Annotated in this window: 23 protein-coding genes; 15 read left to right on the top strand and 8 right to left on the bottom strand. The window is 66.1% G+C overall.

The genetic code is table 11. From position 1 onward, the window contains the following. Positions 1-8: 8 nt before the first annotated feature. Genes M3I53_RS03270 through thiL form a run of 3 tightly spaced genes read right to left on the bottom strand, consistent with a single transcriptional unit; the run spans position 9 to position 2,107 of the window. Entirely contained in the window at positions 9-509 is a 501-nt protein-coding gene (locus tag M3I53_RS03270; protein ID WP_254314532.1) for a CinA family protein, read from the bottom strand. Between the two features lie 34 nt (positions 510-543). Beyond that, positions 544-1,128 (bottom strand): phosphatidylglycerophosphatase A, encoded by a 585-nt coding sequence (locus M3I53_RS03265; protein ID WP_254314531.1) that lies wholly within the window; start codon positions 1,126-1,128, stop codon positions 544-546. Further along, entirely contained in the window at positions 1,118-2,107 is a 990-nt protein-coding gene (thiL, locus tag M3I53_RS03260) for a thiamine-phosphate kinase (protein ID WP_254314530.1), read from the bottom strand. Before thiL ends, M3I53_RS03265 begins: the two co-directional genes overlap by 11 nt. Before the next feature lie 189 nt (positions 2,108-2,296). Between thiL and M3I53_RS03255 the strand changes: the two genes are divergently transcribed. The 3 genes from M3I53_RS03255 to M3I53_RS03245 all read left to right on the top strand — a co-directional run bounded on the left by M3I53_RS03255 (position 2,297) and on the right by M3I53_RS03245 (position 5,863). Continuing rightward, entirely contained in the window at positions 2,297-4,591 is a 2,295-nt protein-coding gene (locus M3I53_RS03255) for an NADP-dependent malic enzyme (RefSeq protein ID WP_254314529.1), read from the top strand. Positions 4,592-4,866: 275 nt separating this feature from the next. Next, positions 4,867-5,298: a ribonuclease gene (locus M3I53_RS38390; RefSeq protein ID WP_309249478.1), complete on the top strand. Its 432-nt coding sequence runs from the start codon at positions 4,867-4,869 to the stop codon at positions 5,296-5,298. A 7-nt stretch (positions 5,299-5,305) separates the two neighbouring features. After that, the gene (locus tag M3I53_RS03245; RefSeq protein ID WP_254314528.1) at positions 5,306-5,863 is read left to right on the top strand and encodes a barstar family protein; all 558 of its coding nucleotides are present in this window, start codon (positions 5,306-5,308) and stop codon (positions 5,861-5,863) included. Between the two features lie 86 nt (positions 5,864-5,949). Here M3I53_RS03245 and M3I53_RS03240 read toward each other — a convergent pair whose 3' ends face one another. From M3I53_RS03240 to speE, 3 genes are all read right to left on the bottom strand, one after another. Next, positions 5,950-6,690 carry a 16S rRNA (uracil(1498)-N(3))-methyltransferase gene (locus tag M3I53_RS03240; RefSeq protein ID WP_254314527.1) on the bottom strand — a complete coding sequence of 247 codons (741 nt, stop codon included), beginning with the start codon at positions 6,688-6,690 and terminating at the stop codon, positions 5,950-5,952. Between the two features lie 19 nt (positions 6,691-6,709). Next, entirely contained in the window at positions 6,710-7,123 is a 414-nt protein-coding gene (locus M3I53_RS03235) for a glyoxalase/bleomycin resistance/extradiol dioxygenase family protein (RefSeq protein WP_254314526.1), read from the bottom strand. Between the two features lie 103 nt (positions 7,124-7,226). After that, a complete protein-coding gene (gene speE, locus M3I53_RS03230; RefSeq protein ID WP_254314525.1) occupies positions 7,227-8,090 on the bottom strand; it encodes a polyamine aminopropyltransferase in 864 nt (287 codons plus the stop codon). A 379-nt stretch (positions 8,091-8,469) separates the two neighbouring features. On the opposite strand from speE, the gene tkt reads away from it, so the two are divergent. Beyond that, entirely contained in the window at positions 8,470-10,512 is a 2,043-nt protein-coding gene (gene tkt / locus M3I53_RS03225) for a transketolase (RefSeq protein ID WP_254314524.1), read from the top strand. A gap of 137 nt (positions 10,513-10,649) precedes the next feature. Then, positions 10,650-11,660: a type I glyceraldehyde-3-phosphate dehydrogenase gene (gene gap, locus M3I53_RS03220; protein ID WP_254314523.1), complete on the top strand. Its 1,011-nt coding sequence runs from the start codon at positions 10,650-10,652 to the stop codon at positions 11,658-11,660. A gap of 52 nt (positions 11,661-11,712) precedes the next feature. On the opposite strand, the gene M3I53_RS03215 is transcribed toward gap, so the two are convergent. Continuing rightward, positions 11,713-12,438, bottom strand: a complete 726-nt coding sequence (locus tag M3I53_RS03215) for a FadR/GntR family transcriptional regulator (RefSeq protein WP_254314522.1) — start codon at positions 12,436-12,438, stop codon at positions 11,713-11,715. A gap of 265 nt (positions 12,439-12,703) precedes the next feature. On the opposite strand from M3I53_RS03215, the gene M3I53_RS03210 reads away from it, so the two are divergent. From M3I53_RS03210 to M3I53_RS03200, 3 genes are all read left to right on the top strand, one after another. Then, positions 12,704-14,047 carry a C4-dicarboxylate transporter DctA gene (locus M3I53_RS03210; RefSeq protein WP_254314521.1) on the top strand — a complete coding sequence of 448 codons (1,344 nt, stop codon included), beginning with the start codon at positions 12,704-12,706 and terminating at the stop codon, positions 14,045-14,047. A 61-nt stretch (positions 14,048-14,108) separates the two neighbouring features. Continuing rightward, complete coding sequence (gene alc / locus M3I53_RS03205; RefSeq protein ID WP_254314520.1) at positions 14,109-15,128, top strand: allantoicase; 1,020 nt, start codon at positions 14,109-14,111, stop codon at positions 15,126-15,128. A gap of 13 nt (positions 15,129-15,141) precedes the next feature. Beyond that, a complete protein-coding gene (locus tag M3I53_RS03200; RefSeq protein ID WP_254314519.1) occupies positions 15,142-15,654 on the top strand; it encodes an ureidoglycolate lyase in 513 nt (170 codons plus the stop codon). Positions 15,655-15,764: 110 nt separating this feature from the next. Here M3I53_RS03200 and fur read toward each other — a convergent pair whose 3' ends face one another. Next, on the bottom strand, positions 15,765-16,193 hold the full coding sequence (fur, locus tag M3I53_RS03195) for a ferric iron uptake transcriptional regulator (protein WP_069268417.1): 429 nt from the start codon (positions 16,191-16,193) through the stop codon (positions 15,765-15,767). 136 nt (positions 16,194-16,329) lie between these two features. Here fur and M3I53_RS03190 point away from each other — a divergent pair, with 136 nt between their 5' ends. The 7 genes from M3I53_RS03190 to holA all read left to right on the top strand — a co-directional run bounded on the left by M3I53_RS03190 (position 16,330) and on the right by holA (position 24,160). Then, positions 16,330-17,271, top strand: coding sequence for an outer membrane protein assembly factor BamE (locus tag M3I53_RS03190; protein ID WP_254314518.1), 942 nt, complete (start codon positions 16,330-16,332; stop codon positions 17,269-17,271). 172 nt (positions 17,272-17,443) lie between these two features. Next, positions 17,444-18,241: a 4-hydroxy-tetrahydrodipicolinate reductase gene (gene dapB, locus M3I53_RS03185; RefSeq protein ID WP_254314517.1), complete on the top strand. Its 798-nt coding sequence runs from the start codon at positions 17,444-17,446 to the stop codon at positions 18,239-18,241. A 53-nt stretch (positions 18,242-18,294) separates the two neighbouring features. After that, the gene (locus M3I53_RS03180) at positions 18,295-19,023 is read left to right on the top strand and encodes a MotA/TolQ/ExbB proton channel family protein (protein WP_254314516.1); all 729 of its coding nucleotides are present in this window, start codon (positions 18,295-18,297) and stop codon (positions 19,021-19,023) included. 12 nt (positions 19,024-19,035) lie between these two features. After that, positions 19,036-19,467, top strand: coding sequence for a biopolymer transporter ExbD (locus tag M3I53_RS03175; RefSeq protein WP_254314515.1), 432 nt, complete (start codon positions 19,036-19,038; stop codon positions 19,465-19,467). Positions 19,468-19,645: 178 nt separating this feature from the next. Then, positions 19,646-22,240: a leucine--tRNA ligase gene (gene leuS / locus M3I53_RS03170; protein ID WP_254314514.1), complete on the top strand. Its 2,595-nt coding sequence runs from the start codon at positions 19,646-19,648 to the stop codon at positions 22,238-22,240. 101 nt (positions 22,241-22,341) lie between these two features. Next, on the top strand, positions 22,342-22,905 hold the full coding sequence (gene lptE, locus M3I53_RS03165; RefSeq protein WP_254314513.1) for an LPS assembly lipoprotein LptE: 564 nt from the start codon (positions 22,342-22,344) through the stop codon (positions 22,903-22,905). A 43-nt stretch (positions 22,906-22,948) separates the two neighbouring features. Continuing rightward, the gene (gene holA, locus M3I53_RS03160) at positions 22,949-24,160 is read left to right on the top strand and encodes a DNA polymerase III subunit delta (RefSeq protein WP_254314512.1); all 1,212 of its coding nucleotides are present in this window, start codon (positions 22,949-22,951) and stop codon (positions 24,158-24,160) included. Positions 24,161-24,175 lie beyond the last annotated feature (15 nt).

Raw genomic sequence — 24,175 nt, 5'->3', positions numbered from 1 at the left:
GGCCGGTTTTAGCGTTCCTGTTCGTCGATGAACGCGAGCAGCCCGCGCAACGCGTGCGCGGCGGCCTGCACGCGGATCTGTTCGCGGTCGCCCTTGAAGACCAGCGTCTCGACGCTCGTATGCAGCCGGTTGCTCCAGCCGAACGCCACCATGCCAACCGGCTTTTCCGGCGTGCCGCCGCCCGGTCCGGCGACGCCGGTGATGGAGAGCGAAACTTGTGCACGGCTGTTGCTGAGCGCGCCTTCGGCCATCGCGCGCGCGACCGGTTCGCTCACCGCGCCGTGCTTTTCGATGAGTTCGGGCGGCACGCCGATCATCTCGGTTTTCGCCTGGTTCGAGTAGGTGACGAAGCCGCGTTCGAACCAGACGCTGCTGCCGGATATATCGGTGATGGCGGTGGCGACCATGCCGCCCGTGCAGGACTCGGCGCTCGCGAGCATGAGCCGCCCGTCGCGCAGCTTGTTGCCGACGCGGATGGCGAGTTGGTGGACGACGGAATCGGTAGCCATTGCAGCAATCCGTTGAGTTGGCGGCGAAGTGGCGCTACACCGACATGCGCCAGAGCGCGATGACGAGCAGCGTAAAGAATGCGGCGACGATGTCGTCGAGCATGATGCCGAGGCCGCCCTTGAAGCGCCGGTCGAAATAGCGGATGGGCGGCGGCTTCACCATGTCGAAGAACCGGAACACGACGAAGGCCCACAGCCGGCCCTCGAAATCGACGGGCGTGATCATGAGCAGCACGAGCCAGAACGCCACGATCTCGTCCCAGACGATGGCCGAGGGATCGTCCGTGCGCAGTTTCTTCGCCGTGAAGGCCGTGATCCAGATGCCTGCAAAGAACCCGAAGAAGATCAGCAGTCCCCACTCGGTCACCGTGAGATAGCGGTTTAGCACCTCGAAGGACGCCCAGGCGAACAGCGTGCCGGCCGTGCCTGGCGCGAGGCGCGAGAGCCCCGAGCCGAAGCCGAGCGAAACGATGTGCAGCGGATGGGTGAGCATAAACGGCGCGTCGGCGCGGCGCGGGCCACCGGGCTGACCGCCCGTGCCGGGCGCGGCGGCGTTGCTTGCCGAGCCTGCCGCAGAAGCCGGATGACCGGCAGGCGAGGGAGTGGGGTCAGTCTGCATGGAAGTGATCGAAACCTTGCAACGTCAGATTGAGCGGCGTGCCACCCGCGTCGCGCCAGGCGATCTCGGGGGCGGCTTGCGGCGAACTGCGGGAAGTCATTGTACCGATGCGCGCGACGCTCACGCCCGCCTGTTGCGCCGCCGCCTCGACCGCGTCGCGCTGCGCGGGGGCCGCCGTGAAACACAGTTCGTAGTCGTCGCCCCCGGCGAGCGCGCATTGCAGCTGCACGTCGCGCGGCAGGCGCGCCAGCGCAGGCGAGAGCGGCAGGGCGTCTACATCGATCGTCGCGGCGAGGTGCGAACGTTCCAGGATATGGCGCAGGTCGCCGGCCAGGCCGTCCGATACGTCGAGCGCGGCGCGCGCCACGCCGCGCAGCGAGAGGCCCAGCGCCACGCGCGGTTCAGGGTATTCGAGCGCCCGGCGCAAAGGCGCGGCGTCCTGCTCGCTCACCTGCCATTCGCCGCGCATCATGCCGAGGCCCGCGCGCGCGTCGCCGGGCGTGCCGGAGACCCAGATGTCGTCGCCCGCCTGGGCGGCGTCGCGCCGAAGTGCGGCGTCCCGACGCACCGAGCCGAACACCGTCAGGCACAGGTTCAGCGGCCCTGCCGTGGTGTCGCCGCCGATCAATTCGCAGTCGAAGCGGTCGGCCAGCTCGAAGAGGCCCGCGCTGAACGCGGCTAGCCAGTCCTCGTCCGCCTTGGGGAGCGCGAACGCGAGCGTGAAGCCGAGCGGCTGCGCACCCATCGCGGCGAGGTCGGAGAGATTCACGGCGAGCGCCTTGTGGCCGAGCGCATGCGGATCGATCTCGGGGAAGAAGTGGCGGCCTTCCACCAGCATGTCGGTCGAGACGGCCAGCATTTCGCCCGCGGCGGGCGCGATGAGCGCGCAGTCGTCGCCGATGCCCAGCGTGGCGCGTTGCGTGTTCGTGCGCGCTCGCCGCGCAAAATATCGGTCGATCAGGGAGAACTCGGAAAGCATGACGAAAGGGTTATGTCAGTTGGGGTATGGCCGTCGCCGCATAGGGCACCCTGGCATGGCTTTTCCCCCCATCGCGGTCGCGGGACTTGCGCCCGAACTGAAAGGAATGCTGCCAGGGATTGGCGCTACAATCGGTCAAACTTAGCGTTCGAGTTGTCATTCTAATCCGCACCCACGTCCTGCCTCCCCATGTCGAATCCCGCTACGAACAAGCTTCGCGAAGCCGCCCTCGATTATCACGAGTTCCCTACGCCCGGGAAGATCGCGATCGCGCCGACCAAGCAGATGATCAATCAGCGTGATCTCTCGCTCGCGTACTCTCCGGGCGTCGCGTTCGCGTGCGAGGCGATTGTCGAGAATCCGCTCAACGCCGCGCGCTTCACGGCGCGCAGCAACCTCGTGGGCGTCGTGTCGAACGGCACGGCCGTGCTCGGCCTCGGCAACATCGGACCGCTCGCCTCGAAGCCGGTGATGGAAGGCAAGGCGGTGCTCTTCAAGAAGTTCGCGGGCATCGACGTGTTCGACATCGAACTCAACGAGTCGGACCCGCACAAGCTCGTCGACGTAATCGCCGCGCTCGAACCCACGTTCGGCGGCATCAATCTCGAAGACATCAAGGCGCCCGAGTGCTTCATCGTCGAACGCGAAGCGCGCAAGCGCATGAAGATTCCGGTCTTCCACGACGACCAGCACGGCACGGCCATCGTGGTGGCGGCCGCCTTCACGAACGGCCTGAAGGTCGTGGGCAAGGACATCAAGGACGTGAAGCTGGTCGCCTCGGGCGCGGGCGCCGCCGCGCTGGCGTGTCTGGACCTGCTCGTCGACCTCGGTCTGCCGCTCGAAAACATCGTCGTGACCGACCTCGCGGGCGTGGTCTACAAGGGCCGCACCGAGTTGATGGACCCGGACAAGGAGCGATTCGCGCGGGAAACCCACGCGCGCACACTTGCCGAAGTGATCGAAGGCGCCGATATTTTCCTCGGCCTTTCGGCTGGCGGCGTGCTCAAGCAGGACATGGTCAAGCAGATGGCGGCCAAGCCGCTCATTCTCGCGCTCGCCAACCCGACGCCGGAAATCCTGCCGGAGCTCGCGCTCGAAGTTCGTCCGGACGCCGTGCTCGCCACGGGCCGCACGGACTACCCCAACCAGGTGAACAATGTCCTGTGCTTCCCGTTCATCTTCCGCGGCGCGCTCGACGCGGGCGCGACCACCATCACGCGCGAAATGGAAATCGCCGCGGTGAACGCGATCGCGGAACTGGCGCGCCAGGAGCAAAGCGATGTCGTGGCCACGGCCTACGGCATCCAGGATCTGCAGTTCGGGCCCGAGTATCTGATTCCGAAGCCCTTCGACCCGCGCCTGATCGTCAAGATCGCGCCGGCTGTGGCCAGGGCGGCAATGGACTCGGGCGTCGCGACCCGTCCGATCGAGGACATGGACGCCTACGAACAGCACCTCCAGCAGTTCGTCTACCACAGCGGCACGACCATGAAGCCGATCTTCCAGCTCGCGCGCGCCGTGGAGCCGGAGAAGAAGCGCATCGTATTCGCCGAGGGCGAAGAGGAGCGCATCCTGCGCGCGGTGCAGATCGTGGTCGACGAAAAGCTCGCGAAGCCCATCCTGATCGGCCGTCCGTCGGTGATCGAGCAGCGCATCGCGCGCTACGGCCTGCGCCTGCACGCCGGCCAGGACTACACGGTCGTGAACACCGACCATGACGAGCGCTACCGCGAGTTCTGGCAGACCTACGCGAAACTCATGGCGCGCAAGGGCATCACGCAGCAAATGGCGAAGCTCGAAATGCGCCGCCGCACCACGCTGATCGGCTCGATGCTCGTGGAAAAGGGCGAGGCCGACGGCATGATCTGCGGCACGGTCAGCACGACGCACCGCCACCTGCACTTCATCGACCAGGTGATCGGCAAGAAGGCCGGCTGCAACGTCTACGCGGCAATGAACGCGCTCGTGCTGCCGAACCGGCAGATTTTCATCGCCGACACGCACGTCAACGTCGACCCGACGCCGGAGCAGCTTGCGGAAATTACCATGATGGCGGCCGAGGAAGTGCGCCGCTTCGGCATCGAGCCGAAGATCGCGCTGTGCTCGCACTCGAACTTCGGTTCGAGCAACGCGCCGAGCGCCCAGAAGATGCGCGACCTGCTCGAGATCCTCCAGGAGCGCGCGCCGGACCTGCAGGTGGACGGCGAAATGCACGGCGACGTGGCGATCGACGCGAACCTGCGCAAGGAAATCCTGCCGGAGTCGACGCTCGAAGGTGAAGCGAATCTGCTGATCATGCCGAATATCGACGCGGCAAACATCTCCTACAACCTGCTCAAGACGGCGGCAGGCAACAACATCGCCATAGGACCGATCCTCCTGGGCGCGGCCAAGCCTGTGCACGTGCTGACGGCCTCCGCCACGGTGCGCCGCATCGTCAACATGACGGCGCTGCTCGTCGCAGACGTGAACGCGGCACGTTAGGCCCAGTCCGGCGGCTCGCCGGCGGCAGCCGGCGACGCGGTACAAAAATCGGCGTGCTTCCGCTAGCGCGCCGATTTTATTTTTTGAGCGCGAAACCCTGATCGCTCGAACAAAATCGCATGAAATGAGATTGTAAATTTTACCTGTTTGGCCCTCGTGCGGGGTCGAGCCGTGGTCCTCCTCGCCTGACCAACGTTGCTTCCAGGCATCATTAGCGATACCCTTACACCTTTGATTGTCGTCGAACGCGTAACCAGGGAAGCGGGAACCAGGGGATGGCGCCTCGTCTAACTCATTGTTTCGGCGGCGGTTTGTCTGGCTTGCGGCGCGCCGCCGCGGTGGCGCTGGTCGCAACCGCGGCGCTCGCGGCAGGTGGCGCTCAGGCGCGCACGAGTCAGGCGGAAGACGCGGGTAATTCGGTCGGCAGCATTTCGGTCAACGAACTTCCGCGTGAGGCGGTGGGCACGTTGGGCCTGATTGCGGCGGGCGGCCCGTTCCCTTACGAGAAGGATGGCGTCGTATTCGGGAATTTTGAGCGGATATTGCCGCCGCAGCGGCGGGGCTACTATCACGAGTACACGGTCCCGACGCCGGGAGCGCACAACCGTGGTGCCAAGCGCATCGTTTGCGGCGGCCCACGCAAGCGGACCGACAACTGTTACTACTCCGACGACCACTACGCCAGTTTCAGGCGAATTATTGATTGACACCGGGATGAGCGGCATGAGCGATAACGTTTACGCGCACGACCCTCGGGTCGCGAGCGATCTGTTCGCGTCCGGGGAGGGCAACCTGTTCCAGCGCGTCATGCAGTTGAAGCACGACAGCGAGGCGCGCCAGGATGAGGCGGGGCTTTCATCGAACGAGGGGGCCATGAGCCTGTTTTCGACCGTGCAGCCGAATATTGTCCAGTCGATCCGGGCGTTTCGCATTCAGGATCTCTCGGACGAAGCCCAGCGGCTGCAGCAGCATTTCCTCTATGCGTTCTGCGCGAATGCGCAAACCAAGCAGGAAGTACTCGAGACGATTGCCACCTCGTTTCTGTTTCCGAAGCATTTCGGCAAGAACTACGACGGTTTGTACGACTGCCTGACCGATCTGGTGCAGAAAGCCGGCGAGCAGCCCGGTTTCGTGATCGTGCTGGAAGGACTGCCGATTGCCCAGAAGTTCGACAAGGACGGGCGGGAAACGCTGCTCGACGTCTTTCGCGAGGCTTCGGAATACTGGGCCGAGCGCAAGGTGCCGTTCCGCGTTTTTTATTCGTTCGCCTGACCTTCGGCTCACGTTCCGTCGCGCGCATGCGACAGAAATTCGCAAGCCCGCCTTCCGGCGGGCTTTGTCATTTTTACGCGCTGCGCTTACCAGCCGCCCCAGCGTGCGGCGAGCGCCGCGAGCACGGCGATACCCGCCGTTTCGGTGCGCAGCACGCGCGGCCCGAGCCCCACTGCGAGGAAGCCGTGGCCGAGCGCCGCCTCTTCTTCCTGCGACGACAGTCCGCCCTCTGGGCCAATCAGCACTGTCACCTCGCCCGAAGGCGGCTCGACCGGCAAGGTCGAGAATGCGACGTTGGCGCGCGGCGAGAGCAGCAGGCGCAGTTCGCCTTCGCCGGGGCGCCCGGGCAGGGAGTTGAGCCATGTGGCGATGTCACGCGCGGGCGCGACGTCGGGCAGACGGTTGCGTCCGCATTGTTCGCACGAGGCCTGCACGAGGCGCTGCCAGTGCGCCTGGCGGCGCACGGCGCGCTCGCCCGAAAGCCGCACGACGCTGCGCGCTGCAGTGAGGGGCACGAAGTTCGTCGCGCCCAGTTCGACGGCCTTTTCGATCAGCCAGTCCATCTTGTCGTTGCCGGCAATGCCCTGGGCGAGGATGACACGGTAAGGCGGCTCGGCTTCGAAGTCGCGGTGAGGGCCGACGCGGACCTGCGTGTCGCGGCGCTCCATGCCGACAATCTCGGCGCTGTACTCGCCGCCAAGACCGTTGAACAGCACGATGGTGTCGCCGGGCTGCAGGCGCAGCACCTGGACATGGCGCGTGACTTCGTCGGGAAGGGTGAAGACCTCGTCGGATTGCAGGGCGCTGCCGACGAAAAAGCGGGGCATAGAACTATTTCTCATTGAATCAGGACAAGTGCCGAGCAAGCGCCCAGCGGTAACCGTCGAGGTCTTCGATCTGCGCGAAACGGTCCCCCCAGAACTGGTCCTGCGGCTCGCTCAGCGATTTCGCGCCGGCTTCGAGCGCACGCGCATAAACCGCGTCGACATCGTCGACATACAGATAAAAAGATTGCGGCGCGACGGTCTGTGCGCTTTTGGGCGTGTGCGCGGTCGAACCGAACGCGCCCTCCGGCGCGAACATGACGATCAGCTGATCGTGGTACGTCATTTCCACGTGCATGACCGCGCCGTCGTCCTCCACGCTGTCGCGTACCGCAAAACCGAGCGCTGCCCGATAGAAGTCCATCGACGCGCGCGCGTCGCGCACCGTTAGATAGGGGGTCAGCCATGGCACGCCGGCAGGACGGGGTGCGGTCATCGAGTCTCTCCAGATTCGCGGTTCGGATGAAGCGCCGTGCCGCTGCGGGCGAGGGCGCGCCTGCTAAAAGCGCTTGGGACTGGCCGTTTTCCACGGGCAGGACCTAAAGCTGCAGGAATTCGCCTAGTTTATCGCGGGCCGCGCACGAACCTTTTAACAGCGCCGCATGCAGTCGCGGGTCGTAATAGCGCAAACCCTCGAGCTGCCGCCCGGCTGCACGCGCCTGCAACGTGGTCTCGTCGACGGCGGCGGGGTCGAGCGTGTCGCTCGCGATCGCCATGAGCCAGAGTGAGCCGTAGAGCGGCACGTAGGCGGCAAGCGCTCGCACGACGGCGAAAGCCGCGCGCAGTCCGCCGAGCAGCGCGCCCACGCGCTGCGCGTGATGGAACGGGGAGCCCAGATGGAGCGAGACGAGTGCGTCGGCGCTCATCACGCGCTTGAGCGCGGCGTAGAACGCCGGTGCGTAGAGGCCGGCAGCCGGCGAATCCGGCGGTGTCAGATCGAATACGACGAGGTCGAAGCGTTCCTGCGTGGAGGCGACAAACGCGGCCGCGTCGCCGATCACGAGTTCCACGCGTGGGTCCTCGAAGGCGTCGCCGCGCACCTCGGGCAGATAGTCGCCCGTGAGGCGCACCACGTCCGGGTCCAGTTCGGCGACGACGATGCGCTCGATGGCCGGGTGGCGCAACAACTGGCGCGCCGCGCCGCCGTCGCCGCCGCCCAGCACGAGCGCCGCGCGCGGCGCGGGATGCGTGAGCGCGGCAGGGTGCGTCATGCACTCGTGATAGATGAACTCGTCGCCGGCGGAGGTCATCGGGCGGCCGTCCAGCGTGAAGAGACAGCCCAGTTGCGGCGTGTCCCAGACCTCGATGCGCTGCCACGGCGTATCGGCCGCGGCGAGGCGGCGCGCGCCCGGAAAGCCGTAGAGCGCGTTTGCCGCAGGATAGAAGAGCAGAGATTCGGTCACGGAAGTGGAGAGGCGCTGCTAGTGCGCCCGAGCGCGCGAACATCGCGTCGAAAATAGGGCCAACAGAGCCATTATAGGGGTGTGAAGTCCACCCCGACCGCGGCAGAGGCCAACTCGAGGACGACGGCGCGCACGGCGCATACCGCGCGCCTTACGACCAGGGTTCATCCCCACGATCTGCTAGAATATTCCGCTTTGCAGCCCTCTCCGTTTGCTCCGGCCGTTTCGCGTCTCCTGGCGCCGCATGTGCGCCTGAGCGGGCGATTTGCCGAGCTTCCGGACTCCCGCGCTGCTGTGTGCGCCGCAGTTTGCCCTCGCAATTTGCGCTGTTCGCGACCTGCGCCGCTCACGCCGCTTTTTGCACACTTCCGGACTCGACATGACGACCTCGTCCTCCGCCTCCCCCGCTACCACCCAGTTGATGGCCAACGCCATTCGTGCGCTGTCCATGGACGCCGTTCAGCAAGCGAACTCCGGTCACCCCGGCATGCCCATGGGCATGGCCGAGATCGCCGTTGCGCTGTGGTCGCGCCATCTGCGCCATAACCCGACGAACCCGCTCTGGAGCGACCGCGATCGCTTCGTGCTGTCGAACGGCCACGGCTCGATGCTGCTGTACTCGCTGCTGCACCTGACGGGCTACGACCTGCCGATGGCGGAACTGAAAAATTTCCGTCAGATGCACTCGAAGACGCCGGGTCACCCCGAGTTCGGCATCACGCCGGGTGTCGAAACGACCACGGGCCCGCTCGGCCAGGGTCTGGCGAACTCGGTCGGCATGGCGCTGGCCGAAGCGCTGCTCGCCGCGGAGTTCAACAAGGCCGACGCGAAGATCGTCGATCACCACACGTACGTGTTCCTCGGTGACGGCTGCCTGATGGAAGGCATCTCGCACGAAGCCTGCTCGCTCGCCGGCACGCTCAAGCTGAACAAGCTGATCGCGCTGTACGACGACAACGGCATCTCGATCGACGGCGACGTGGTCAACTGGTTCCACGACAACACGCCGGAACGCTTCGAAGCCTACGGCTGGAACGTGATCCCGCACGTGGACGGCCACGACGTGGACGCGGTCGACGCGGCCATCCAGAAGGCCAAGGCGTCGGACAAGCCCACGCTGATCTGCTGCAAGACCGTCATCGGCAAGGGCGCGCCCACCAAGCAAGGCGGCCACGACGTGCACGGCGCGGCGCTCGGCGCCGAGGAAATCGCCAAGTGGCGCGAAGCCGCGGGCTGGAAGTGGGAGCCGTTCACGCTGCCGCAGGAAGTCTACGCGGACTGGGACGCGAAGGACGCCGGTGCGAAGTTCGAAGCCGCATGGAACGAGCAGTTCGCCGCGTACAAGTCGAAGTACCCGACCGAAGCCGCCGAGTTCGAGCGCCGCATGGCCCACAAGCTGCCCGCGGACTGGGCGCAGAAGGCCGCCGCGATTGTCGCCGGCGCCGATTCGCGCAAGGAAACGGTTGCCACGCGCAAGGCTTCGCAGCAGGCCATCGAAGGCCTCGCCGCGGCACTGCCCGAACTGCTGGGCGGCTCGGCCGACCTGACCGGCTCGAACCTCACGAACTGGAAGGCTTCGAAGCCCGTGCGCGCCGCGAAGCAAGGCGAGACCGGCATCCAGTGGGGCAACCACATCAACTACGGCGTGCGCGAGTTCGGCATGAGCGCGGCGCTCAACGGCCTTAACCTGCACGGCGGCTACAAGGCGTTCGGCGGCACGTTCCTCACGTTCTCGGACTACAGCCGCAACGCGCTGCGCGTGGCCGCGCTGATGAAATGCCCGTCGATCTTCGTATTCACGCACGACTCGATCGGTCTCGGCGAAGACGGCCCGACGCACCAGTCGATCGAACAGGTCGCAAGCCTGCGCCTGATCCCGAACATGACGCTCTGGCGTCCGGCCGACACCGTGGAAACCGCGGTGGCCTGGACCGAGTCGATCTCGCATCACGGTCCTTCGTCGCTGATCTTCAGCCGTCAGAACCTGCAGTTCAACGAGCGCACGGACGCGCAAATCGCGAACATCGCCAAGGGCGGCTACGTCCTCAAGGACTGGAACGACGACATCCCGAGCCGCAAGATCATCCTGATCGCCACGGGCTCGGAAGTCGAACTGGCGATGAAGGCCGTCGAAGCGCTGCAGCGCGAAGGCATCGGCGCCCGCGTGGTGTCCATGCCGTCGACCAATGTGTTCGACAAGCAGGACGCCGACTACCGTGAGCGCGTGCTGCCCAAGGGCGTGCGCCGCGTCGCGATCGAAGCCGGTGTGACCGACTTCTGGCGCAAGTACGTGGGCCTTGAAGGCGGCGTGGTCGGCATCGACACGTTCGGCGAATCGGCCCCGGCTGGCGTGCTGTTCAAGCACTTCGGCTTCACGGTCGATCATGTCGTCGCGACGGCCAAGGCCGCGCTCGACAACTAAGCATGCGTAACGGGCCCGCCTGATCGGCAAGATCTGGCGGGCCCGCTGCCTTGAGCGTCCCGCCGGGCCGCCGCAGCCCGGAGTCGGCGCCAGCGCAGCACTGGTTTCAGAATTTTTCAGCCCTTAGGAGATAAACCATGACCATTCGCGTCGCTATCAATGGCTACGGCCGCATCGGCCGTAACACGCTTCGCGCGTTCTACGAGAACGGCAAGAAGCACGACATCCAGATCGTTGCGATCAACGACCTGGGTGACGCGAAGACCAATGCGCATCTGACGCAGTACGACACGGCACACGGCAAGTTCCCGGGTGAAGTGAAGGTCGACGGCGACTACCTCGTCGTCAACGGCGACCGTATCCGCGTGCTGGCCAACCGCAACCCGGCCGAACTGCCGTGGGGCGAGCTGGGCGTCGACGTCGTGATGGAGTGCACGGGCTTCTTCACGACCAAGGAAAAGGCGAGCGCGCACCTGAAGGGCGGCGCGAAGAAGGTCATCATCTCGGCGCCGGGCGGTAAGGACGTCGACGCGACCATCGTCTACGGCGTGAACCACAACGTGCTGAAGGCCGAACACACGGTCATCTCGAACGCATCGTGCACGACCAACTGCCTGGCACCGCTCGTCAAGCCGCTGAACGACAAGATCGGCCTCGAAACCGGCCTGATGACGACGATCCACGCGTACACGAACGACCAGGTTCTGACCGACGTGTACCACGAAGACCTGCGCCGCGCGCGCTCGGCCACGCACAGCCAGATCCCGACGAAGACGGGCGCGGCTTCGGCTGTCGGCCTCGTGCTGCCGGAACTGAACGGCAAGCTGGACGGCTACGCGATCCGCGTCCCGACCATCAACGTGTCGATCGTCGACCTGTCGTTCATCGCCAAGCGCGACACGACGGTCGAAGAAGTCAACGCCATCATGAAGGAAGCTTCGGAAGGCTCGCTCAAGGGCATCCTGGGCTACAACGACGCACCGCTGGTGTCGATCGACTTCAACCACAACCCGGCATCGTCGACGTTCGACGCCACGCTCACGAAGGTCTCGGGCCGTCTCGTGAAGGTGTCGAGCTGGTACGACAACGAGTGGGGCTTCTCGAACCGCATGCTGGACACGGCGGTGGCTTTCGCGAACGCGAAGTAAGCACGCTCTGCGCTGCATGAGAAAACCGCCCTCGGGCGGTTTTTTTTCGTCCTCACCTTTCGATGGCGGTGTGCGCGGAACTGGCGAATGCGGGCGGCGTAGGGAAGTACACGCCCGCGCGCTGTGCCGCATTGGCGATGTGAGCCTCGATGGCCTCGCCGGCGGCCGCCGAGTCGCGTGCCTTCAGCGCCGCCACGATCAGGCCGTGCTCGCGATGCGTGGAGAGCACGCGCTCGCGCCGGTAGAACGGCATGCGCTGGCTCTCTTTCATGATGTCGGCGCTGCTGCGCAGGATCGATTCGATCGCCGCATTGCCTGCGAGATTCACGATACGCATGTGGAATTCGAAGTCGAACTGCGCGGCTTCGTCGAGTTCGTCGCAGGCGAGGGCGCTGTGCAGCGCCTCGGTGTTCGCTTCGAGCCACGCGACGTCGGCGTCTGAGATGGCGAGCGCCGCCATGCGCGCGGCGAAGCCTTCTAGCGCGTAGCGCATCTGGTAGGTGTCGGGCAGCGACGACTGATCGGCGAAACGCCACGGGTGGGCGTTGGTGGCCTGCGCGCTCGTCACGTACACGCCCTTGCCAGCGCGGATCGAGAGCAGGCCGAGCGCCTCGAGCGTCGAGAGCGCTTCGCGCAACGACGCGCGGCTGATCGCCAGCTCCTCGGAAAGCTGCCGCTGCGCGGGCAGCAGGCTGCCGACCGGATACAGGCCGCCCTCGATCCGTTCGCGGATCGTGGCGACGGCGGCGTCGGTGACGGTATGTGGAACGTTCTTCATCGGATGGCGCGGCAGCATTCGGGTGGTCTGACCGGTATTGTAGTCCCGTCCGGCGCACACCCATGGTGCATTGCGGTCAACGCCCGCGCGCCGCGGCATAAGGCGTCGCGCTCCGGCCCGCAAACCGGTCAGACCGCGCAAGGGTAAACACCGCGCTCCCCAACCTTGACTCCGGTATATCGGCTTCCTACTATCCGCCATAACAGCACTGGTCAGACCAGTCAGAGCAGTTGCTTGCTCCACCCCTGCTCAGTAGGAGAAAGTCGTGACGAAGTTCTTCAATTCGCTGTTTAGTCGTGTAGTGATCGCCCTCGTGGCGGGCATCGTGGTCGGCGCGGTGTTTCCGCATTTCGCCCAGTCGCTGCGCCCGCTCGGCTACGGCTTTCTCAAACTCATCAAGATGGTGATCGGCCCGATCGTGTTCTGCGTGGTCGTGAGCGGCATGGCGCACGCGGGCGATCTGAAGAAGGTGGGCCGCGTCGGCCTGAAGTCGGTGGTGTACTTCGAGGCGATGACCACCGTCGCGCTCGTGATCGGCGCCGTGCTCGCGTACGTCACGCGTCCGGGCGCCGGCATGAACGTCGATCTGCACTCGCTCGATGCGGCCTCGCTTGCGACCTACACCGAGCACGCCAGGAGCCTGAAGGACACCGCGGGCTTCCTGCTGAAGATCATTCCCGACACCGCGTTCGACGCCTTCGCGAAGGGCGACATCCTGCAGATCCTCGTCTTCTCGGTGCTGTTCGGCAGCGCGCTCTCGCTGCTCGGCCCGAAGGCGCAGCGCGTGAACAGCCTGATCGACGAACTCGCGCAGGTGTTCTTCCGGGTGATGGGCTTCATCATCAAGCTCGCGCCGCTCGGCGTGCTCGGCGCGATCGCGTTCACGACCGGCACCTACGGCGTCGCTTCGCTCAAGCAACTCGGGCTGCTCGTGATCGTGTTCTACGCGAGCTGCATCGTGTTCGTTGCGGTGGTGCTCGGCATCGTCATGCGGCTGGCGGGGTTCAACGTGTTCAAGCTGGTCCGCTACCTGCGCGAAGAACTCTCGATCGTGCTCGGCACCGCGTCGTCCGACGCGGTGCTGCCGCAGGTCATGCGCAAGCTCGAATGGATGGGCGTGAAGGATTCGACGGTGGGCCTCGTGATCCCGACCGGCTACTCGTTCAATCTCGACGGCTTTTCGATCTACCTCACGCTCGCGGTGATCTTTATCGCGCAGGCGACCAACACGCCGCTGTCGATGCACGATCTCATCGTGGTCGTGCTGGTGTCGCTCATCACCTCGAAGGGCGCGCACGGCATTCCCGGCTCGGCGATCGTGATTCTCGCCGCCACGCTTTCCGCCATTCCCGCGATTCCCGTGCTCGGCCTCGTGCTGATCCTGCCGGTGGACTGGTTCGTCGGCATCGCCCGCGCGCTTACCAACCTGATCGGCAACTGCGTCGCGACGGTGGTGGTCGCGGTGTGGGAGCACGACATCGACAAGGCGCGCGCCAGACGCGTGCTGAACCTCGACGAAGGCTTTCTCTACGTGCCGGCAGGCGACACCGATGCAGACACGGCGCATGGCGAAGACAACGCACTCGGCGGCAAACACGCCCACGCCTGACCCAGCACTCGGCATTCGTTTTCCTTCGATGAACTGAGCAACTTAAGCGTTCGACACCATCATGGCCATTCCGACTCTCGACCCCAATGCCCCCGCGTTCACGCGCCGCTACATGAACCTTGCCGATCCGCGTCTGGGCGCCCGCGCGCTCCACGCGAGCGACGAGTTCTTCGCGCCGAAGGAGCGCATGCTCGATCCGCAGCCCGCGGTCTTCATACCCGGCAAGTACGACGACCACGGCAAGTGGATGGACGGCTGGGAGACGCGCCGCAAGCGCACGACCGGCCACGACTTCTGCATCATGCGCCTCGCGCGCCCGGGCGTGATACACGGCCTCGATCTCGATACGAGCCATTTCACGGGCAACTTTCCTCCGGCGGCTTCGATCGAGGCCTGCTACGCGCAGTTGGGCGACGACGAAACGCCCGGTGACAACGCAGACTGGCAGACCATCGTCCCGGCGACGACCTTGCAGGGCAACCAGCACCACTACGTCGAAGTGAGCGATACGCGCGCGTTCACGCATTTGCGCGTGAATCTCTATCCCGACGGCGGCCTCGCGCGTCTGCGCGTGTACGGCCAGCCCCGGCGCGACTGGAGCACGGCGGAGCGCGGTAGCCTCGTCGATCTCGCGGCGATCGAAAACGGCGCGTATCTCGTCGCGGCCAACAACCAGCACTTCGGGCTCGCTTCCACGATCTTGATGCCTGGCCGCGGCGTGAACATGGGCGACGGCTGGGAGACGCGCCGCCGAAGGGAGCCGGGCAACGACTGGGCGATCGTGGCGCTCGCGCGGCCCGGCATCATCCGCAAGATCGAAGTCGACACGGCGCACTTCAAGGGCAATTACCCGGACCGCTGCTCGCTGCAGGCGGCGAGCGTGACGGGCGGCACCGACGACTCGCTCGTCACCCAGGCGATGTTCTGGCCGGAACTGCTCGGCGAGCAGAAGCTCGAAATGGACAAGCAGCACGTGTTCGAGAGCAGGATCGCGGCGCTCGGCCCGGTCACGCACGTGCGTTTCAACATCTTCCCGGACGGCGGCGTCTCGCGCCTGCGCCTGTGGGGCGAACCGGCCTGAGCGAGGAGCCGCGATGCAGATCCTGCACATGGAGCCCTTGACGCGCGAGGCGTTCGCGCCGTTCGGCGACGTCATCGAACTCGAAGGCGCGCGCCATTTTCCGATCAACGGCGGCACGACCGAGCGCTTCCACGATCTCGCCGCCATCGACGTGAACGAGGCGGGCGGCCGGCCTATCGTCAGTGTGTTTCGCGCCCAGCCGCGTGCGTGGCCCGTCGACATTGCGATGATGGAGCGGCATCCGCTGGGCAGCCAGGCGTTCGTGCCGCTCGGCGACGCGGGCTACGCAGTGGTGGTCGCGCCCGCGGGCGAGTTCGATCCGGCCGGCTTGCGGGCGTTCTGGGCCGGGCGCGGGCAGGGCGTCAACTATGCCAAAGGCGTCTGGCATCACCCGTTGCTCGCGTTCGGGCGCGTGAGCGACTTCGTGGTAATCGACCGCGGCGGCACGCAGCCGAACTGCGACGAGATCGCGCTTGCGAGGCCCTGGCGGCTCGCGCAAGCCGACCCGTCGCTCGTGCCTGCCTGAGGTCCGGCCCGTTTTTCGCAAATACAGGCTCACCAAACGAAAACGCCACGGCAGAACTGCCGTGGCGTTTCCTTTTCTGCAGCCTGCAGCCTGCAGGTTGCAAGCGGTGGTCAGTGCTTGCGGTGCGGGCAGTTTTCCTTCGTGCACGCGCCGTAGAGGGCAAGGGCGTGCTCCTGGAGCTTGAAGCCGCGCTCCGTGGCGATCATCTGCTGGCGCTTTTCGATTTCGGGGTCAAAAAATTCTTCAACGATGCCGCAGTCGAGGCAAACGAGGTGGTCGTGGTGACTGCCCTCGTTCAGTTCGAACACCGCCTTGCCCGATTCGAAGTTGCTGCGCGTGAGCAACCCGGCCTGCTCGAACTGCGTGAGGACCCGGTAGACCGTGGCGAGGCCGATGTCGAGCTCCTCGTTCAGCAGGTTGCGGTAGACGTCTTCGGCGGTCAGATGGCGCACGGGGCTGTGCTGAAAAATCTCCAGGATCTTGAGGCGAGGCAGCGTCGCCTTGAGGCCGATGTTCTTGAGATCGGTTGGATTGGTCATGACGATAAGTCCCTGGAGTACAATGCTAGGTTGTTATGTTAATGCGTTTTTGCCGTTCCGGGCATTTTCGCCAGAACTTCGAACGATCTTCTACAGAATACGCGCGGCTTCGCGAAAAGCCCGCACGGTGAGGGAAATGATTCCAGAATTCACAACGATCGGCCGGCGCATGCACGGCGGCCGCCTGGCGTGCACCCTGCTGGCTGCGGCCGCGTTCGCGGCGCTCGCCGGCTGTAAAACGTACGACAGCGTGACACAGCGCGTCGCCCAGAGCATTACGCCTTACCGCATTACCATCGTGCAAGGCAACTTCGTCTCGGCGGAAGCCGCGGCGCAGATGAAGGTGGGCATGTCGCGCGCCGAGGTCAAGCAGCTGCTCGGCACGCCGCTCCTCACCGACATGTTCCATGCGAACCGCTGGGACTACATTTTCTATTTCAAGCGGGGCTCGACCGCCGTGGTCCAGCAACGTGACTTCGTCGTGCTGTTCGAAGGCGACCGCGTAGCGAGCTGGTCGGGCGGTGAAGACCTGCCTTCGAACCTCGAACTGCTCGCCGAAATCGACGGCGACCGCTCCGGCAAGAAGAGGGCCGTCGCTGCTGCGCCGGCGACGGGCGCATCGGCGCCGGTGGCGGCTGCAGCAGGCGCGCCTGCGCAGCCCTCGAGCGCGACCGGCCCGACGGTAGGCGACACGGCGCGCACGCCGTCGTCCGAACTCGGCACGGCCACCAACGGGCTGCCGCAGGACGCCAACGCACAGGCGGCCGCCGCCGCGAACCGCGCCACGGAAGCCGTGCAAACGCCGTCGGGCTTCACGCCGTCGGTGCGCGCGGGCAATCCGCAGTCGTCGGCGCTGCCGCAGAACGTCGGCACGATGCCCTCGCAGGTTCAGCTGCATCGCCAGCCGCAGCCGCAAATCCAGGGCGTGCCGCCGAGCAACCCGGTTGGCCCGGCCGCCGGCGCGCAAGGCACCGGCGACACCACCAATGCGGCGCCCTCCGGCCCCGCACGGGATTCGTCGCTCGCCGCGCCGCCCACGGTGCCGGCCTCGGGGGCGGCTGCGGCTCCGAGCAACTGATCCGGCTGACCTGGCCGGTAACACAAGCAGAGCGTGGTGCGCGAGGCGCGCCGCGCTTCGATCCGGCGGCCGGGGTGTCACTACCACCGGCCGCCGCGTTTTTGGCGGCGGCGCTGCGTGGCGCCTGGTGGCATCCGGCACCGCGGCCAGCGACACATTGGCAGGAAGACTCATGAAAATCGCAATCGCCGGGGCATCGGGCCGCATGGGCCGCATGCTCATCGAAACCGTCCTGAATTCTCCCGACGTCACGCTCTCGGGCGCGCTCGTGCGCAAGGGCTCGCCCGCCGTCGGCCAGGACGCCGGCGCGTTCCTCGGCAAGGACACCGGCGTGCGCATCACCGACGACATCGAGCAGGTCTTCGCGCAAAGCGACTGCCTGATCGACTTCACGCGCCCCGAAGGCACGCTCGTGCACCTCGAGGCGGCGCAGCGCAACGGCGTGAAGATGGTGATCGGCACGACCGGCTTCGACGCACAGCAAAAAGCGCAGCTCGGCGCGGCCGCGCAGAAGGTCGGCGTCGTGTTCGCGGCTAACATGAGCGTGGGCGTGAACGTCACGCTCAAGCTGCTCGAATACGCGGCGCGTTTTTTCGAGACCGGCTACGACATCGAGATCATCGAGGCGCACCATCGCCATAAGGTCGACGCGCCCTCGGGAACCGCGCTTGCGATGGGCGAGGCCGTGGCGCACGCGCTCGGCCGCAATCTCGACGAATGCGCCGTGTACGGCCGCGAAGGCGTGACGGGCGAGCGCGACCCCTCGACGATCGGGTTTTCGGCGATTCGCGGCGGCGATATCGTCGGCGATCATACGGTGCTGTTCGCGGGTATCGGCGAGCGCATCGAGATCACGCACAAGTCCTCGAGCCGCCTTTCCTATGCGCAGGGCAGCGTGCGCGCCGCACGCTTTCTGCAGGACAAGGCCCATGGCCTGTACGATATGCAGGACGTGCTCGGCCTGCGCTGAGCGTTTCCCCTACGGTCCGGCGCTTGCGCCGGACCGACAGTGAGCGAGGTCCGATGGCAGCGAGTTCCGGAGTCATTCACTATCTGCAGACGGGCGACGCGGTCACTCACGCGGTTGCGTGGGTCTTGCTCGCCATGTCGGTCGCGAGCTGGTGTTTCCTCATCATCAAGAGCTGGGTGCTCCTGCGCGCGAAGCGCCAGGGGCCGCGCGCCATTGCGCGTTTCTGGCAGGCGCGCACGCTCGCAGACGGCGTTGCCGCCATGCGTCCGGTCGACCGCGAGCGCGTGTTCCTGCCGCTGGCTCAGGCGGCGCTCGCCGCCGAGGAAGCCGACGCGCCCGGCATGATGCTCGCGCGCGTGGATCGCGGCGAGCGCGTGCTGCGGGCGCTCCGCGGCGCGCTGCAGGCGTCGCAGCGGCGCCTCGAGTTCGGCCAGGTCCTGCTCGCCTCGGTGGGCAGCACGGCGCCGTTCGTCGGCCTGCTCGGCACCGTCTGGGGCATCTACCACGCACTCGGCAGCATTGCCGCGAGCGGCCAGGCGATGATCGAGAACGTGGCCGGCCCGGTGGGCGAGGCGCTCATCATGACGGCCTTTGGTCTAGTCGTCGCGATTCCGGCGGTGCTCGCCTACAACGTGCTGGGTCGCCTCGTGCGCCAGCTCTGCGACGATCTCGACGGCTTCGCCCACGATCTGCACGCCTATGCCTGCGCGCCCGAAGGCGCGCCGCTGCGCCGCGAAGGTGCGCAGGGCGCGCTGCGCGAAGGCGCGCGCGCCGAGTCGTAGGAGGCAACCCGTATGGCATTCGGCGGACTCGAAAAGAAGCGCGATGCTGCACCGATGTCGGAAATCAACATGACGCCGCTCATCGACGTCATGCTCGTGCTGCTCGTCATTTTCATCATTACCGCACCGCTGTTCTCGCACGCGATCCGGCTCGATTTGCCGAAGGTCGCCGCCGAGCCGGCGCAACAAACGGCGCAGACCGTCACGCTTTCCATCGACGCCGCCGGCAGGCTCTACTGGAACGCCCAGCCCATCACGCTGGACGAACTGCGCGCGCGCTTCACGGCAGCGGGCAAAGAGCCCGAGTCGCAGCAGCCCGAGCTGCAACTGCGCGCCGCGCGCGAGACGCGCTACGACGTGATCGCGCAGGTGATGGGCGCCGCGCAGCAGGCCGGTCTCACGCGCCTCGGCTTCGTGACCGAGCCGCCCGCCGGCGCTCACTGAAGACGCCACTGCGCACGCCGCTGAGCGCGCGCCAGTCAACGGTATAATCAACGTTTCCTTTAAAAACGGGCCCAGCGAAACCGCCGCAATCTGCCGGTATCGTGAACAGCCGGCCCGGTGCATCCGGCACTGAAGGTACCGAAGCAGCCGCCCGTTTCCAGCGTTCACCACCCACACCATGCTCGAAAAATACGTTCCCTCCGACGTCGAATCCGCCGCGCAAAGCGAATGGCGCGCCACCGACGCTTACCGGACGGCCGAGAAGGCCGACAAGCCCAAGTTCTACTGCGTCTCGATGCTGCCGTATCCGTCGGGCAAGCTGCATATGGGCCACGTGCGGAACTACACGATCAACGACGTGATGTACCGTTACCTGCGCATGAACGGCTACAACACGTTGATGCCGATGGGCTGGGACGCGTTCGGCATGCCCGCCGAAAACGCCGCGATGGCCAACAGCGTGCCGCCGGCCAAGTGGACGTACGACAACATCGAATACATGAAGGGCCAGATGCAGTCGATGGGTCTCGCCATCGACTGGTCGCGTGAAATCGCCACCTGCAAGCCCGACTACTACAAGTGGAACCAGTGGTTCTTCCTGAAGATGCTCGAGAAGGGCATCGCTTACAAGAAGACCGGCACGGTGAACTGGGACCCGGTCGATCAGACCGTCCTCGCCAACGAGCAGGTGATCGACGGGCGCGGCTGGCGTTCGGGCGCGCTGGTAGAAAAGCGCGAAATCCCGATGTACTACCTGCGCATCACGCAATACGCCGATGAACTGCTGAACGACCTCGACGGCCTCGGCTGGCCCGAGCGCGTGAAGATCATGCAGCAGAACTGGATCGGCAAGAGCTTCGGCGTGAACTTCGGCTTCCCGTACGAGCTCGACGGCGAGAAGAAGCTGCTGCGCGTGTTCACCACGCGCGCCGACACGATCATGGGCGTGACCTTTGCGGCGATCGCGGCCGAGCATCCGCTCGCCACGCGTCTCGCTCTGGCTAAGCCGGAACTGCAGGCGTTCATCGACGAATGCAAGCGCGGCGGCGTGGCGGAAGCCGACGTCGCGACGATGGAAAAGAAGGGCGTGCCCACGGGCTTCACCGTCACGCACCCGCTCACGCACGAGCAAGTGCCGGTGTGGATCGGCAACTACGTGCTGATGAGCTATGGCGAAGGCGCCGTGATGGGCGTGCCGGGCCACGACGAGCGCGATTTCGCGTTCGCGCAGAAGTACAACCTGCCGATCAAGCAGGTCATCGCCGCAGAAGGCGAGACGTACTCGCTCGACGGCTGGCAGGAATGGTACGGCGACAAGGAACGCGCCGTCTGCGTCAACAGCGGCAAGTATGACGGCCTCGCCTACACGGCGGCCGTTGATGCCGTCGCAGCCGACCTCAAGGCCCTCGACCTCGGCGACAAGCAGGTCACGTGGCGCCTGCGCGACTGGGGCATTTCGCGCCAGCGCTACTGGGGCACGCCGATCCCGATCATTCATTGCCCGAGTTGCGGCGACGTGCCGGTGCCCGAAAAGGATCTGCCGGTCGTGCTGCCGGAGGACCTCGTGCCGGACGGCACGGGCAATCCGCTCGCGAAGTCGGAAGCCTTCCTGAACTGCAAGTGCCCGACTTGCGGTGCCGATGCGAAGCGCGAAACCGACACGATGGACACCTTCGTCGACTCGTCGTGGTACTTCTACCGCTACGCGGCGCCGGATGCCGTGAACATGGTCGACGAGCGCACCGACTACTGGATGCCGATGGACCAGTACATCGGCGGTATCGAGCACGCCATTCTTCACCTCTTGTACTCGCGCTTCTGGGCGAAGGTCTCGCGCGACCTCGGCCTCGTGAAATTCGGCGAGCCGGCCAAGAACCTGCTCACGCAGGGCATGGTGCTCAACGAGACGTTCTACCGCGAAGACGCCGCGGGCAAGAAGACCTGGTACAACCCGGCCGACGTGACCGTCACGCACGACGACAAGGGCCGCCCGATCGGCGCGACGCTCAACAGCGACGGCCAGCCCGTGGTGCTGGGCGGCGTGGAGAAGATGTCGAAGTCGAAGAACAACGGCGTCGACCCGCAGGTGCTGATCGACCAGTACGGCGCAGACACCGCGCGTCTGTTCACGATGTTCGCAGCGCCTCCCGAGCAGCAACTCGAATGGTCGGGCGCCGGCGTGGAAGGCGCGAGCCGCTTCCTGCGACGCGTGTGGACCTTCGGCCATGCGAACGCCGAAGCGATCCAGTCGCGCGCCTCGTTCGACGCGGCGGCGCTCACGGACGTAGAAAAGGCGCTGCGCCGGGAAGTCTATAGCGTGCTCAAGCAGGCCGACTTCGACTATCAGCGCCTGCAGTACAACACCGTCGTTTCGGCGGCGATGAAGATGCTCAACGCCATCGACGGCGCCAAGGGTGCCGGTGCCGGCGTGCAGCGCGAAACGTTCGGCGTGCTGCTGCGCGTGCTGTACCCGGTCGTGCCGCACATCGCGTTCGAACTCTGGAAGGCGCTCGGCTACGGCGACGAATACGGCACGCTGCTCGACGCACCGTGGCCGAAGGTCGACGAAAAGGCGCTGGAGCAGGCCGAGATCGAACTCGTGCTGCAGGTGAACGGCAAGGTGCGCGGCGCCGTGACGGTGGCCAAGGACGCATCGAAGGATGCGATCGAGGCGGCCGCACTCGCGCACGAGATGTTCGTCAAGTTCGCGGAAGGCCGTGCTCCGAAGAAGATCATCGTCGTGCCGGGCCGCCTCGTGAACGTCGTGGTCTAACGAGGCAAACCAAAGGCCATGTGAGCGGCGTAGCGCGCGAAGCACCGCGCGGCGCCGCTCAGCCGACACTGGCGACTCTGTCGCGAACCCAGGGAGTCCATGTGATTCGCAGATCGTTTCTCAGGTTGTTCCCGCTTGTGGCGGGCAGCGCGCTGGCCCTCTCGGCGTGCGGCTTCCAGCTGCGCGGCGAGGAGAACTTCGCCTTCAAGCGCCTCGCCGTCGTCGGCGCGCCGCCGCCGCTCGCCGGGCGTCTCTCGCGTATGGTCGAAGGCGGCAGCGATTCGGTCGTGGTCGACTCGGTGGCCAATGCCGACGCCGTGCTGCGCGTTTCCGAAGGCCGTAGCTTCAGCACGCTCACGCTCAATTCGCTCGGCGCGGTCGTGGAATATCAGGTCAACTATTCGCTGAACTATACGCTGACGAGACCGGACGGCAGCGTGCTGATCCAGCCGAGCATGATCTCGCTGAACCGCGCGCTGACCTACAGCGATCAGTTCGCGACCGCCAAGACGCAGGAAGCCGATCTGCTGTTCACCGACATGCAGAACGACGCCGTTGACCAGCTCATGCGGCGCCTTGCCGTGCTGAAGTCGATCAACCCGACGCCCGATCAGGTCGTGCCGGGTGTCGCGCCGCTCGCACCGCTGCCGCCGCCGCCGCTGTAATGCGCGCGGTTTCCCTCTACTGAGCGATCTTCGACCGAGCGCCATGCAACTGCGACCCGACGCACTCGAACCGCACCTCGCGCGAGGGCTGGCTGGCCTGTACGTCGTCTACGGCGACGAGCACCTGCTCGCCCAGGAGGCGTGCGACCGCATCCGCGCGGCTGCGCGCGCGGCGGGCTTTACCGACCGCTCGGTGTTCACCGTCGAGCGCGGCTTCGACTGGAGCTCGCTGCTTGGCGCGAGCCAGTCGATGTCGCTCTTTGGCGATCGCCAGCTGGTGGAGTTGCGCATTCCGTCGGGCAAGCCCGGCAAGGAAGGCGCGGACGCGCTCAAGACGCTCGCCGCTGCCTCGAATCCCGATGTGCTGATGCTCGTCACGCTGCCGCGGCTCGACGCCGCCACGCAGAAGTCTGGGTGGTTCACGGCGCTGGCTGACAGCGGCGTCGCGCTGAAGATCGATCCCGTCGAGCGCGCGGCGCTCCCGAACTGGATCGGCCAGCGTCTGGCGCTGCAAGGCCAGCGCGTTGCATCCGGCGAAGACGGCCGGCGCGCGCTGCAATTCGTGGCGGAGCGTGTGGAAGGCAACCTGCTGGCGGCGCATCAGGAAATCCAGAAGCTTGGGCTGCTGTATCCCGAAGGCGTGCTGAACTTCGAGCAGATTCACGACGCCGTGCTCAACGTCGCGCGCTACGACGTATTCAAGCTCAACGAAGCGATGCTCACAGGCGACGTTGGCCGCCTCGCGCGCATGCTCGACGGGCTGCAGGGCGAAGGCGAGGCTTCGGTGCTGGTGCTGTGGGCCGTGGTCGAGGAAATCCGCACGCTCTTGCGCATCAAGCGCGGCGTGGCGGCGGGCAAGCCGCTCGCCATGCTGCTGCGCGAGAACCGCGTGTGGGGGCCGCGCGAGCGGCTCATCGGGCCGGCGCTTTCGCGCCTGAGCGAAGCGACGCTTGAGCGCGGTCTCGCGCTTGCGGCGCGCCTCGACCGCCAGGTCAAGGGGCTGTCGGGTCAATCGCGCGCCGACTGGCGCAATGCGCTGCCGCCCGATGCCTGGGATGGCCTGTTCGAACTCGCCATGACAGTAGCCGCGCCACGCGAAGGTGCACCGCAGGCGCGCGGCGCCGCCGCTGCGCGCGGCGCTGGGGCGCCGGGGCGCGTGCAGCCGGGTGCTCAGCCAGCTGGCCCAGCGGCGGCGGCGGCCGCAGCGGCCGCGGCCCGACCGCGCACCGCAGGGCCGTCGCGCCGGCAAGGCTAAAGCGTTCCGCGCTTG

The sequence above is a fragment of the Paraburkholderia sp. CNPSo 3272 genome, assembly GCF_024206495.1.
GTDB lineage: Bacteria > Pseudomonadota > Gammaproteobacteria > Burkholderiales > Burkholderiaceae > Paraburkholderia.
Note: the sequence above shows the minus strand (reverse complement) of the source record. Positions and strands in the feature narration are given on the sequence as shown.

Bases quoted from the DNA above. Each gene is read 5' to 3' on its own strand.
- M3I53_RS03270 (WP_254314532.1), bottom strand. From the start codon at position 509: ATGGCTACCGATTCCGTCGTCCACCAACTCGCCATCCGCGTCGGCAAC.
- M3I53_RS03265 (WP_254314531.1), bottom strand. From the start codon at position 1,128: ATGCAGACTGACCCCACTCCCTCGCCTGCCGGTCATCCGGCTTCTGCG.
- thiL (WP_254314530.1), bottom strand. From the start codon at position 2,107: ATGCTTTCCGAGTTCTCCCTGATCGACCGATATTTTGCGCGGCGAGCG.
- M3I53_RS03255 (WP_254314529.1), top strand. From the start codon at position 2,297: ATGTCGAATCCCGCTACGAACAAGCTTCGCGAAGCCGCCCTCGATTAT.
- M3I53_RS38390 (WP_309249478.1), top strand. From the start codon at position 4,867: ATGGCGCCTCGTCTAACTCATTGTTTCGGCGGCGGTTTGTCTGGCTTG.
- M3I53_RS03245 (WP_254314528.1), top strand. From the start codon at position 5,306: ATGAGCGGCATGAGCGATAACGTTTACGCGCACGACCCTCGGGTCGCG.
- M3I53_RS03240 (WP_254314527.1), bottom strand. From the start codon at position 6,690: ATGCCCCGCTTTTTCGTCGGCAGCGCCCTGCAATCCGACGAGGTCTTC.
- M3I53_RS03235 (WP_254314526.1), bottom strand. From the start codon at position 7,123: ATGACCGCACCCCGTCCTGCCGGCGTGCCATGGCTGACCCCCTATCTA.
- tkt (WP_254314524.1), top strand. From the start codon at position 8,470: ATGACGACCTCGTCCTCCGCCTCCCCCGCTACCACCCAGTTGATGGCC.
- gap (WP_254314523.1), top strand. From the start codon at position 10,650: ATGACCATTCGCGTCGCTATCAATGGCTACGGCCGCATCGGCCGTAAC.
- M3I53_RS03215 (WP_254314522.1), bottom strand. From the start codon at position 12,438: ATGAAGAACGTTCCACATACCGTCACCGACGCCGCCGTCGCCACGATC.
- alc (WP_254314520.1), top strand. From the start codon at position 14,109: ATGGCCATTCCGACTCTCGACCCCAATGCCCCCGCGTTCACGCGCCGC.
- M3I53_RS03200 (WP_254314519.1), top strand. From the start codon at position 15,142: ATGCAGATCCTGCACATGGAGCCCTTGACGCGCGAGGCGTTCGCGCCG.
- fur (WP_069268417.1), bottom strand. From the start codon at position 16,193: ATGACCAATCCAACCGATCTCAAGAACATCGGCCTCAAGGCGACGCTG.
- M3I53_RS03190 (WP_254314518.1), top strand. From the start codon at position 16,330: ATGATTCCAGAATTCACAACGATCGGCCGGCGCATGCACGGCGGCCGC.
- dapB (WP_254314517.1), top strand. From the start codon at position 17,444: ATGAAAATCGCAATCGCCGGGGCATCGGGCCGCATGGGCCGCATGCTC.
- M3I53_RS03180 (WP_254314516.1), top strand. From the start codon at position 18,295: ATGGCAGCGAGTTCCGGAGTCATTCACTATCTGCAGACGGGCGACGCG.
- M3I53_RS03175 (WP_254314515.1), top strand. From the start codon at position 19,036: ATGGCATTCGGCGGACTCGAAAAGAAGCGCGATGCTGCACCGATGTCG.
- leuS (WP_254314514.1), top strand. From the start codon at position 19,646: ATGCTCGAAAAATACGTTCCCTCCGACGTCGAATCCGCCGCGCAAAGC.
- holA (WP_254314512.1), top strand. From the start codon at position 22,949: ATGCAACTGCGACCCGACGCACTCGAACCGCACCTCGCGCGAGGGCTG.